This is a genomic window from Methyloparacoccus murrellii, from assembly GCF_054657115.1.
In genome coordinates this window covers 34,442-45,462 of the sequence record NZ_BAAHXD010000009.1, presented here as the reverse complement: position 1 = coordinate 45,462, position 11,021 = coordinate 34,442, and the positions used below count along the sequence as shown (strand labels likewise).

The 11,021-nt window shown below is 67.2% G+C and carries 13 protein-coding genes and 1 other RNA gene; 1 reads left to right on the top strand and 13 read right to left on the bottom strand.

The annotated features are described in order from the left end of the window. Positions 1-10 precede the first annotated feature (10 nt). The 7 genes from ACYQ1H_RS04130 to ACYQ1H_RS04100 all read right to left on the bottom strand — a co-directional run bounded on the left by ACYQ1H_RS04130 (position 11) and on the right by ACYQ1H_RS04100 (position 6,027). Entirely contained in the window at positions 11-811 is an 801-nt protein-coding gene (locus ACYQ1H_RS04130; RefSeq protein WP_460026798.1) for an inositol monophosphatase family protein, read from the bottom strand. 19 nt (positions 812-830) lie between these two features. Then, a complete protein-coding gene (gene trpC, locus ACYQ1H_RS04125) occupies positions 831-1,643 on the bottom strand; it encodes an indole-3-glycerol phosphate synthase TrpC (RefSeq protein ID WP_460026797.1) in 813 nt (270 codons plus the stop codon). A 36-nt stretch (positions 1,644-1,679) separates the two neighbouring features. Next, complete coding sequence (gene trpD / locus ACYQ1H_RS04120) at positions 1,680-2,708, bottom strand: anthranilate phosphoribosyltransferase (protein WP_460026796.1); 1,029 nt, start codon at positions 2,706-2,708, stop codon at positions 1,680-1,682. A 38-nt stretch (positions 2,709-2,746) separates the two neighbouring features. After that, positions 2,747-3,214 (bottom strand): DUF2721 domain-containing protein, encoded by a 468-nt coding sequence (locus ACYQ1H_RS04115; protein ID WP_460026795.1) that lies wholly within the window; start codon positions 3,212-3,214, stop codon positions 2,747-2,749. A 25-nt stretch (positions 3,215-3,239) separates the two neighbouring features. Beyond that, positions 3,240-4,310: an acyltransferase family protein gene (locus ACYQ1H_RS04110; RefSeq protein WP_460026794.1), complete on the bottom strand. Its 1,071-nt coding sequence runs from the start codon at positions 4,308-4,310 to the stop codon at positions 3,240-3,242. 65 nt (positions 4,311-4,375) lie between these two features. Continuing rightward, on the bottom strand, positions 4,376-4,954 hold the full coding sequence (locus ACYQ1H_RS04105) for an anthranilate synthase component II (protein ID WP_460026793.1): 579 nt from the start codon (positions 4,952-4,954) through the stop codon (positions 4,376-4,378). A gap of 167 nt (positions 4,955-5,121) precedes the next feature. After that, complete coding sequence (locus ACYQ1H_RS04100) at positions 5,122-6,027, bottom strand: 5'-nucleotidase (RefSeq protein WP_460026792.1); 906 nt, start codon at positions 6,025-6,027, stop codon at positions 5,122-5,124. Between the two features lie 218 nt (positions 6,028-6,245). Between ACYQ1H_RS04100 and ACYQ1H_RS04095 the strand changes: the two genes are divergently transcribed. Then, the gene (locus ACYQ1H_RS04095; RefSeq protein WP_460026791.1) at positions 6,246-6,689 is read left to right on the top strand and encodes a hypothetical protein; all 444 of its coding nucleotides are present in this window, start codon (positions 6,246-6,248) and stop codon (positions 6,687-6,689) included. 148 nt (positions 6,690-6,837) lie between these two features. Here the strand turns inward: ACYQ1H_RS04095 and ACYQ1H_RS04090 are convergent, their stop codons facing one another. From ACYQ1H_RS04090 to ffs, 6 genes are all read right to left on the bottom strand, one after another. Next, positions 6,838-7,611, bottom strand: a complete 774-nt coding sequence (locus ACYQ1H_RS04090) for a WecB/TagA/CpsF family glycosyltransferase (protein ID WP_460026790.1) — start codon at positions 7,609-7,611, stop codon at positions 6,838-6,840. A 109-nt stretch (positions 7,612-7,720) separates the two neighbouring features. Continuing rightward, entirely contained in the window at positions 7,721-8,065 is a 345-nt protein-coding gene (locus ACYQ1H_RS04085) for a histidine triad nucleotide-binding protein (protein ID WP_460026789.1), read from the bottom strand. 57 nt (positions 8,066-8,122) lie between these two features. Then, entirely contained in the window at positions 8,123-8,719 is a 597-nt protein-coding gene (recR, locus tag ACYQ1H_RS04080) for a recombination mediator RecR (RefSeq protein WP_460026788.1), read from the bottom strand. A 22-nt stretch (positions 8,720-8,741) separates the two neighbouring features. Beyond that, positions 8,742-9,065: a YbaB/EbfC family nucleoid-associated protein gene (locus tag ACYQ1H_RS04075; RefSeq protein WP_460026787.1), complete on the bottom strand. Its 324-nt coding sequence runs from the start codon at positions 9,063-9,065 to the stop codon at positions 8,742-8,744. A 28-nt stretch (positions 9,066-9,093) separates the two neighbouring features. Continuing rightward, positions 9,094-10,779: a DNA polymerase III subunit gamma/tau gene (gene dnaX, locus ACYQ1H_RS04070; RefSeq protein WP_460026786.1), complete on the bottom strand. Its 1,686-nt coding sequence runs from the start codon at positions 10,777-10,779 to the stop codon at positions 9,094-9,096. A 51-nt stretch (positions 10,780-10,830) separates the two neighbouring features. Then, positions 10,831-10,927, bottom strand: an RNA gene (ffs, locus tag ACYQ1H_RS04065) — signal recognition particle sRNA small type. Positions 10,928-11,021 lie beyond the last annotated feature (94 nt).

Here is an 11,021-nt window from a genome sequence, read left to right as displayed (position 1 = left end):
TCCGCCGGGCTCAGGCCGCCAGCCGCTCGGCGATGGCCTGGCGCCAGTCCTCGAACAGGGGCGCAGCCACTGCCGCGACGATGGAACGCGACAGGGCGCCCGGCGCATAGACCGGCTCGCCTGCCAGCGTGGCGGCGATCCCGCCCGCCTCGGCGAGAATCAGCGCGCCGGCGGCATAGTCCCAGAGCTTCTGCTCGCCGTGGAGATAGACGTGGAAACGCCCCGCCGCCAGCCAGCACCACTCCAGCGAGCCGGAGCCGGTATAGCGCAGCGAGCTGAACGGCGGCCGCGCGACCAGCGCCATGGCCAGCGGCTTGCCGAGGCGCTTGAAGTCGACCATCGCCAGGCAGCGGCGCAGCGGCAGGGCGGCAGACGGACAGTCAAGGCGGCGGCCGTTGAGCCAGGCGCCCTGCCCGCGCACGGCGCTGTAGCATTCGTCGGTGTTGGGATCGTAGACCACGCCGAACTGCGCCTCATGGCCGCGCATGAGGGCCAGCGACAGGGAAAAGAACGGCAGCCCCGCGGCGAAGTTGCTGGTTCCGTCGACCGGGTCCAGGCACCAATAAAGATCCGGATGCCTGTCCAGGAAGGCCCGCTGCGCGGCAGGCGCCATCTCCTCGCCCAGCAGCGGGATGGCGGGATGGCGCTCCGCCAGCAGCCGGCCGAGCCGGGCCTGGGCCGCCAGGTCGGCCTCGGTCACGATGCTGCCGTCGGGCTTGTAGCGGCGCTCCGCGTGGCGGAAGCGCGGCATCAGTTCCTCGCGCACCACCGCTTTCACCAGCGGGACGATGTCCTCCAGCGCGGGGACCATGGACCGTCTCCCCCGGGACTCAGCGACCCGGCAATCCGAACAGCTCGGCCAGCCGGGCGCCCGGGTCCTCGGCGCGCATGAAGCTCTCGCCGACCAGGAAGGCGTCGACCCGGTGGCGCCGCATCAGGGCGACATCGGCCGGCGCGAGGATGCCGCTTTCGGTCACCACCAGGCGGTCGGCGGGTATGCCGGGCAGGAGGTCCAGGGTCGTCGCGAGGCTGACTTCGAAGGTGCGGAGATTGCGATTGTTGATGCCGATCAGGGGCAGGTCCAGCGTCAGCGCGCGCGCCAGTTCCCCGGCGTCGTGCACCTCCACCAGGACATCCATGCCCAGCTCGCCGGCCAGGTCCGACAATTGCCGGAGGCCGGCGTCGTCGAGAGCGGCGGCGATCAGCAGGATGCAGTCGGCGCCGATCGCCCGGGCCTCGGCGACCTGATAGGGGTCGACGATGAAGTCCTTGCGGATGACGGGCAGCTCACAGGCGGCACGGGCCTCCTTCAGGTAGCGCTCGCAGCCCTGGAAGAAATCCCGGTCGGTCAGCACCGACAGACAGGCGGCGCCATGGGCCGCGTAGCTCTCGGCGATCGCCGCCGGCCGGAAATCGGGCCGCATGACGCCCTTGCTGGGCGAGGCCTTCTTGATTTCGGCAATCACGCCCGGCTGGCCTGCCGCGATCCTCTCGCGCAGGGCGCGCACGAAGCCGCGGGGCGGATCGGCCATGGCGGCACGCCGCAGCTGGTCCTCGTAGGAGGTCTGCGCCATGCGCTCGGCGACCTCCTCGGTCTTGCGGTGGAGAATCTTCTTCAGGATGTCGGGCGTGGAAATCTGCATGCGTCTTTGCGTGAGAAGGTGTGCGGGCGGATGGATTCAGCGGGATGGCTCGAATTGGCGGGCAAAGTCGATCAGCTGGTCGAGCTTGCGGCGGGCGGTGCCGGCATCGATGACTCCGGCGGCCCTGGCGACGCCCTCCTCCAGGCTGGCGGCGATACCGGACACGTAGATGGCCGCGCCGGCGTTGAGCAGCACGATATCGCGGGCGGGACCGATGCCGCCGGCCAGGACACCATGGATCATCGCCAGGCTCTCCTCGGCCGAGTCCACCGCCAGCCAGCTGAGCGGCTCGCGGGTCAGGCCGAACTGTTCGGGCGTCAACTGGCGCACGTCGATGCGGCCGTCGCGGAGCTCGGCCACCCGGGTCGGCGCGCCGATGCTGATCTCGTCCAGGCCGTCCTCGGCATGCACCACCAGCACATGGCGGCTGCCGAGCTGCTGCAGGGCCTCGGCCAGCGGCTCCAGCCACTGCTCGCTGTAGACGCCGACGACCTGGCAAGGTGCCGAGGCGGGGTTGGTCAGCGGCCCCAGGAGATTGAAGATGGTCCGGATGCCCAGCTCGCGGCGCGGCCCGATGGCGTGCTGCATGGCGACGTGATGGTTCTGGGCGAAGAGAAAGCCGAGCCCGACCTGCTCGATGCAGTCCTTCACCTGCGCGGGCGTCAGGGACAGGTTGAGTCCCGCCGCCGCCAGCACGTCGGCGCTGCCGGACTTGCTGGAGACCGAACGGTTGCCATGCTTGGCGACCCGGGCGCCGGCCGCCGCCGCGACGAAGGCGGACGCGGTGCTGATGTTGAAGGTATGGGCACCGTCACCGCCGGTGCCGCAGGTGTCGACCAGATGCTCGCCCTGCACCGGCACCCGGGTGGCCATCTCGCGCAGGACCTGCGCCGCGGCGACCACTTCGTCGACCGTCTCGCCCTTGGCCCGCAGCGCGACCAGGAAACCGCCGATCTGGGCCGGGGTCGCCTGCCCGGTCATGATGCCGCGCATGAGCTCGCGCATGGCCGCGGGCGCGAGATCCTGGCCGTCGAGCAGATGGTTGATGGCGGAGGAAATCTTCATCGTGAGAGCAGCGGGCTGAGCGGGAAAGGTGCCAGGGGTCACTCGGAAAGGGCGGGATCGCTGTCGAGGAGCTGGTACAGCTTTTCCTCCTCCTGCACGGAATCCAGGCCAATCATGACTTCCGACAGGTAGTGGAACATGCCGATCAGCATCGACAGCACCGACAGCACGAAGAGCAGCACGGCCACGATCAGCGCGTTCGCCACATACAGGCTGAGCCCCAGCACCAGGCAGGTGACCATGACGCCCATGACGCCGACCAGCGTGAAGATGAAGGCGTTGCGCATCTTGGCGGCGCGTATCTCGATCGACTCGATCTGCGACTGCAACACCCGCGCCTCCAGCCGGTTGCCGGTCTTGATGGCGACATGCTTGTCCTTGTGGAAGGCTCGCAGGCGGGTGACGATGCCCATCAGGCGGGTATTGATCGATAGCACCAGCAGGCCGGCGCCGGAAATGAAGATCGCCGGTGCCACGAAGGCTTGAAACAGTTCCAGGTCGGTCATGGGATTGGACGGGTCGCAGCGGGAGTTAACCCGACACGGCAGCAGCCGGCTGGCGGGCCCATTTGCGTGCCAGCAGACCGCGCAGAGCGTCGAGCAGCGGTGCCTCAATCATAAGGTGGACCAGTATCCCTGCCAACACCGACAGGCCTGCCAGCCAGGCGGTCAGCAGATTGGCCGCCCAGACAGCCGGCAGTTCCGACCACAGCGGCTGCAAGGGCCGGGACAGGCTCCAGGCCAGCTTGCCGAACGACAGATGCACCAGATAGATCGCATAGGAGGCATTGCCGACCAGCAGCCAGAGGCGCCGGCGAGCCAGCAGGCGGTTGAGCTCCGGGGCCATGCAGGCTGCCAGCATCAGCGCGCTGGAAAATCCGAAACCCAGCAGTGTCAGGGGGTGCGCCGGCCAGGCATCGGACGGCAGGCCGAGCCCCGCGTAGATCCGTCCGGTGGCCACGAAACCGGTCGCGCCGAGGGCGAGGCAGGCCAGGCCGATCCGGTTCCGCCTGGCGGGATCCCAGACGCTGGCCTTGAGGTGCACCACGCCGGCGGCCATGCCCATGAAGAACAGCAGGTTCAACGGATCCGCCCAGAGACCGGGGATGATCGCGGTTCCCGGCAGCAACAGCGCCAGCCAGCCGGCAAAAACCAGCAAGCCCCAGCTGCGGCGCAGCAGAAACGCCGCGAACAGCGCATAGAAAAGCATCTCGTAGGCCAGCGTCCAGCTGACGGCAATCAGCGGTGTCGGCCGCCCGCTGAACAGCCAGGCGTTCGACAGGAACTCCGGCACGGCCAGGCCACCGGTAAACACCCGCCAGCCGCCCCACGACAAGAGGACCAGCCAGTACAGGGGATAGATGCGGATGAAACGGCGCGACAGGTAATAGCCGATGCGGCCGGGCCGGCCGATATCGCGTGCATGGGCGATCAGGATGATGAAGCCGCTGAGGACAAAGAACAGGAAGACGCCGGAGAAACCGGTAAGAAAGACGTCGCCGAACGGCGCCTCACCGAGCTTTCGCTTGATGAACTCGCTGGAGTGGAACAGCACCACCAGCAGGACCGCGATGCCGCGGTAGGCCTGGACGCTGGGCAACATGGGCAGTGGCCGTCAGTGGCGGCGTCGGACGGCAGGCAGGGCGGACGCCGCGCCGTCCCCGGCCCTCACCGGCGCAGGAAGTTGGCGAGCAGTTCGTGACCCTGCTCGGTCAGGATGGACTCGGGGTGAAACTGCACGCCCTCGACATCCAGGGTCCGGTGGCGGACGCCCATGATCTCCTCGATGCCACCATCCCTGTCCTCGGTCCAGGCGGTGATCTCCAGACACGCCGGCAGGCTTTGCTGCTCGATGACCAGCGAGTGGTAGCGGGTGGCCTGGAACGGGTTGTTGAGGCCGTGAAACACACCCGTGTCGCGGTGGTACACCATCGAGGTCTTGCCGTGCATGATCCGCTTGGCGTGGATGATGTTGCCGCCGAAGGCATAGCCGATGCTCTGGTGCCCCAGGCATACCCCGAGGATCGGGTAGCGGCCGGCATAGCGACGGATGGTTTCCACCGAGATGCCCGCCTCCTTGGGCGTGCAGGGACCCGGCGAGATCACGATCTTCTGGGGATCGAGCCGGGCGATGTCCTCGACGGCGATCTGGTCGTTGCGCACCACCTCCACCTCGGCCCCCAGCTCGGCAAAATACTGCACGAGGTTGTAGGTGAAGGAATCGTAGTTGTCGATCATCAGGATCATGGCGGCTGGAGACCTGGATTTGTCTGGCTTTGCCCACGACCGCAGCCGCTACGACTCCGGTCCTGGTACGGTTTTCTGGCATGCTCGGCCGCTGGCCTCGCGCGGGCGGGAATGGTAGCACGGGTCGGCAGCGGCGCTGGCCCCTCCCCGGAGCGGGCGCCCCGCCCTCACGCCGGGGGCGTGTCGAGGTTGGCCACGCCATGCGGAACATGGCCGGTGGCGACGTGCTGGCTGGCGGAATGGCAATGGCCCTGCTGGTCGTCGAAGAAGATGTCGGCGCCGAAGGCGCTGAGGAAGGGACCCTTGGCCTTGCCACCGAGGAACAGCGCCTCGTCGATGCGGATGTTCCAGGCCCTGAGGGTTCTGACCACCCGCTCGTGCGCCGGCGCCGCCCGGGCCGTGACCAGCGCCGTGCGGATCGGCGACTCGTCGGCGTCGAACAGGGTCTGCACATGGTGCAGGGTCGCCAGGAAGGCCTTGAACGGACCGCCGGACAGCGGCTTGCGCGCCTCGGCGGCCTCGTACTCGGCAAAGGCTTCGAGGCCCTGCTCCCGGTAGATGCGCTCCGACTCGTCGGAGAACAGCACGGCATCGCCGTCGAAGGCGATGCGCAGCTGGCCGGAATCCGTGGCCGGCTTGGCCGAAGCCAGGATGGTGGCGGCGGCATGCCCCGCCGCCAGGGCCTTTTTCACATCCTCGGCGTTGCTCGAGAGGAACAGGTCAGCCCCGAAGGCGGCGATGTAGCCGAACGGCGATGCCCCGTTGGTGAAGGCGGCGCGGACGATGTCGAGTCCATGATGGCGAATGGAATTGAACACCCGCAATCCGGTATCGGCGCTGTTGCGCGACAGCAGGATCACCTCGACGGTCGGCTGGCGCAGGGTATCGTTGATCGCCAGCAGTTTCCTGACCAGGGTAAAGGCGACCCCGGGCGCGAGGGTTTCCTCCTCGTGCTCGATCTGATAGCGACAGAAGGCTTCCTTGCCGCCTTCCTCGAAAATGCGGTGGGATTCGTCCAGGTCGAACAGGGCCCGGGAGGAAATGGCCACGACCAGTTTTCTGGCATCCGTCATGTCTGTGTCTCCCGACTGCTCATCCTGCTGTCCCGACGGCCTCGGGACGGGCGGAAACCAATGGAAAACTCGCTGGTCTGACGGCCCGCGTCCGCACGGTTCGGTGTAACCTAACGAATCCGGCCCGGCCACCGCCCGCGGCGGTCGGGCCACCCATCTGCCCACTGATCATCCAGATAACGAATAAAGGCAAACAAATGAAAGACTTCATCACCAAAATGATCCGCAGCAAATATTCCGTGCTGTACCTGATCCTCTTCATCGGTGGCCTCTACATGCTGCAGGAGAAGGCCATCATGCCGCTGGTCATGAGCGTGGTGAAGTCAGAGGTTTTCTTCGAGAAGCCGATCGAGGAAAACGAACCGCTTGGCAAGCTGGATGCCAAGACCGAGCGTACAGGATACGCCTTGGCCCATTGTCGCAAGGAGGTCAAGGACAAGGGCGATCTGCCCGACAACGTCGAATTCCTGGATGACCAGTACGAGGCCTGGGCCCTTGGCAACCGCCAGTACCTGATCCGCTCCAGCGTGCGGCTAGTCGAGCCCGGGAAGGGCCCGGTGGTCAAGCTCTACGCCTGCACGGTCCGCATGACCGGCGAGGATCAGGCCAGCCCCGACAGCTGGACGACCCTTGGCCTGGATTTCAATCCCGAGGCGGAGTAAGACCTGCCACCCGATGGGCCGGCCCCTCGCGGGCGGAAACCGGCCCGTCGGGACATGCCGGCGTCACACGACCCCGCTCAGGCTCACCGGCTGATCAGACGCCAGTCACCGTGATCGGCCAGCCCCCCGGACCGCCTGACCACAGCCCTCAGCGCCCGCCCTGCCCGAACAGCCGATAGCCTGCCGCGCGCAGCAGGAACAGCGGATTACCGAGCAAATAGCGCTTCATCATGCGCCGAGGCTCCAGCCAGAGGCGGTAAAGCCACTCCAGCCGGCAACGGCGAAGCCAGCGCGGCGCGCGGGGAATGCTCTCGCTCAGGAAGTCGAGCAATGCCCCGACACCGCAGGCGATGCCAACCTGCAACTGCACTTGGTGATCGGCGATCCAGTGCTCCTGCAGGGGATTGCCGAGCGCAACCAGCAGCAGGTGCGGGCGGGCGTCGTTGATGGCCTCGAGCAGTTCCGCCTGATCATGGTCCGAGGAATAGCCATCGCGGACCCCCACCACCCGCACGGCGGGATAGCGGGCCTCGATGTTGCGGGCGGCCAGGGCCGCCACACCGGGCCTGGCACCAAACAGGAACACCCGCAATGCGTCCCGCGCCGCGGTGCGGTGCGCGAAAACGCGGGGAAACAGGTCCGTGCCGTTGAAATTCTCGAGAAACGGGCGGCCAGCCAGGTGCCCGTAGATTTCCAGCCCGACGCCGTCGTTGAGCACCAGGGAAAACCCGTTGAGGACCTCGCGGAACCCGCGGTCGGCATAGGCCAGATTGACGGTATGGGCATTCACCAGGGCCAGCGTGACGGCGGGACCGCCCGGCCGGGTATGGGCGTCGAACCATGCCAGGAATGCCTCGAAGCCGAGGCGGGCAACCCCGATGCCCAGGCAGTCGACGGCCGCGAGCTGCTGTTCGTCCGGCATGGCTCACCCTCCGCAAACGCTATGGATGGATACCCGATGCGGCAGCGGATGCCTGGCACTGCGCCCCATCGCAGCCATCCGGCGGACCGGCACGCCCGTCAGCGCCGCTTCAGCCCGGCGGCCATGCGAGGCGCCGGCCGCCAAGCACATGCAGGTGCAGATGATAGACCTCCTGACCGGCATCGCCGCGGCAGTTGATCACGGTGCGGTAACCGCCGGCGGCGAGCCCCTCGCGCCGGGCGACCTCCTGGACGGCACCGAGCAGTTGCCCCGCCAGGCCCGGTTCGTCGGCCGGGAAATCGTCCAGGGTCGGAATGTGCCGCTTGGGAATCACCAGCACATGCACCTTGGCCTGTGGGCGGATGTCGCGGAAGGCCAGCACATGCTCGTCCTCGTAAACGACATCCGGCTGTATCTGGCCAGCCACCATCTTGCAGAAGAGACAATCCGTCATCGCGACCTCGCTGTCGACAAGGAAAACAGGCCCGCTGGCCAATCCACCGCAGGCGGTTCAGAAAACCTTGCGGCCATTGAAGGCATGGGACAGGGTGGCGCTGTCAACGTATTCGAGCTCGCCACCAAGCGGCATGCCGTAGGCCAGACGGGTGGCGGTGATGCCATGCCGCTGCGCCATTTCATGAATGTAATGCGCGGTGGCTTCACCTTCGACGGTGGTATTGGTGGCCAGAATGATTTCGGCAATTTCGCCCGATTGCAATCGCCGCTCGAGCAGATCCAGCCGCAGCTCCGCCGGGCCGATCCCGTCCAGCGGCGACAGCCGGCCGTTGAGCACGAAAAACAGGCCCCGGAATGCGGTGGCCTGCTCGATCGCCTGCGCCTCCGCCGGCGTCTCGACGACGCAGAGCAGCGATCGCTCGCGGCGCGGGCTGGCACAGAGCGGGCAGAGTTCGCCCTCGGTGAGGGTCCGGCACTGGGCGCAGTGGCCGATGGCGTCGAGAGCATGCAGCAACGACTCGGCCAGCTGCCGCGCGCCCGCCCGATCCCGTTGCAGCAGGTGGAAGGTCATCCGCTGGGCGGATTTGGGACCGACCCCCGGCAGGCAACGCAAGGACCGCATCAGTCGCGCCAGGGCGCCGGCGGGTGGCATGCGGCACGCCTCCGGTTACGACTCAGAACGGCAGCTTGAATCCCGGCGGGAACTCGATGCCGCCAGTCAGGCCGGCCATCTTTTCCTGCTTGAGATGGCTGACCTTGTTGACCGCATCGTTGAAGGCAGCGGCCACCAGATCCTCCAGCATGTCGCGGTCGTCATGGAGCAGGCTGTCATCGATCTGTACCTGGCTGACCTGGCGCTTGCCGTTCATGGTGATCCTGACCAGCCCGCCGCCCGACTCGCCGGTGATCTGTGCAGCCGCAATCTCGTCCTGGACCTGCTTCAGGTTTTCCTGCATTTTCTGGGCTTGCTGCATCAGGCCTGCCAGGGGACTCTTCATGATCGATCTACTCCGTTACGTGGGTCGTTCAGGGAATGGGTTTGGTGCTGCCGGGCACGATACGCGCGTCGAACAGTTCCCGAAAGGCACGCACGCTCTCGTCCTGCTCGATCTCCGCCTCCGCCGCCTGCTGGCGCTCGTCCCGCTCGCGCTGCAACTGGATCGCAGGCGTTTCGGCAGCCGCCGCCTCGAGGCGAATCTGCAACCGCAGCGGCCGGTTGAAATGGGCCTGCAGGGCCTTTTCCAGCGCGGCTTCCGAACGCGGGCTGCGGAGATGCTGCAACCTGGGGTCGAGGCTGAGCTCGCACTGCTGCCCGTCGAGGCGCAGCAGCACGGCATTGTTGGCCAGTTCCCGCGTCATCGCCGTCAGGCCCATGGCCCGGATCAGCGCCGGCCAGTCCGGCGCCGCCCCGGGACCGGGCGGTGCCGGCGGAGCCGCTGGTGGCGACCGGGACGCTGCCGGGTTGCCGTCGTCCGGAACGGCCATGGATGCCGGTGTCGGTGGCGGCGCAGACGCCGGTTTGGCCAGTTGGGGCATAGCGGGCGCAGCAGCGACCTCGGCAGGCCTGGCGGACGCGGCGGACGACGGCTTGCGGGGCGACTCCGGGGAAGCGGAGCGAACGGCGGCAGCCAGCGGCCGGAAGGCCAGCATGCGCAACAGCACCATCTCGAAGCCCAGACGCGGTTCCGGCGCCAACGGCAGATCGCGCTGGCCGATCAGGGCGATCTGGTACAGCAGCTGCAGATCCTCGGCCGGCACGCTGGCGGCGATGCCGAGGAGACGCTCGGCCTCCTCGTCCCGCCGCACGGCATCCGGCGCCCACTGGCCGAGCGCGGCGTGATGGAGAATGATCAGCAGTTGCTGGAGCACATCGGCGTAATCGGGCGCGTGCTGATCCATGGCATCGATCAGACCGAGCAGCGCCTCGGCATCGCGGGCCAGGATGGCATCCAGCATCTCGAATACCGGTCGCCGCGCCACAGTGCCGAGCATGGCGGCCACGGTGGCCTCGGCCAGGCTGCCGCCACCATGCACGATGGCCTGATCCATCAGGCTCAGGGCGTCGCGCAGCGAGCCATCGGCGGCCCGCGCCAGGGACTTGACCGCATTGGCGTCAAACGTCACCGACTCCCGGTGCAGGATGTCCTCCAGCTGGCCGCGGATCTGCTCGGGCGTCAACCGCTTGAGGTTGAACTGCAGGCAGCGCGACAGCACGGTGACCGGGATCTTCTGCGGATCGGTGGTGGCCAGCAGGAACTTGATGTGCGGCGGCGGCTCCTCCAGCGTCTTCAACAGGGCGTTGAAGCTGTGCGTGGAGAGCATGTGCACCTCGTCGATGAGGTAGATCTTGTAGCGCCCCTGGGTCGGCGCATAGAGCACGTTGTCGAGCAGTTCGCGGGTATCCTCGACCTTGGTCCGCGAGGCCGCGTCCACCTCGACGAGATCGACGAAGCGTCCCTCGTCGACATCGCGACAGACCGCGCATTGACCGCAGGGCTCGGCGCTGGCGCCGCGGGACTCGCAGTTCATGGCCTTGGCCAGGATCCGCGCCACGGTGGTCTTGCCCACGCCGCGGGTACCGGTAAAGAGATAGGCGTGATGCAGGCGGTCGAAGCTCAGCGCATGGGTCAAGGCGCGAACGACGTGATCCTGACCGACGATTTCACCGAACTGACGGGGACGCCACTTGCGGGCCAGTGCCTGATAGGCCATCGCGGTTCAGGGAGAAGATGGGCCGGGAAAGGCCGCGTGAGGGGTGGCAAGTCGCGCCAGCCACACCCCGGCACACGAATCCGCTGCTACCGTTGCTCCCTTCCGGGCCTGGCGGGGTTTGCAGCGTATCATTGCGAGGGGACCGACACGACTCGCCATTGAACTCTGGCCGGCACCCGCGAAAGCGGGATGCCAAAGGACGCATTATGCGGGAAGCCGCCCTCCGGTTCAACCCTGCATGC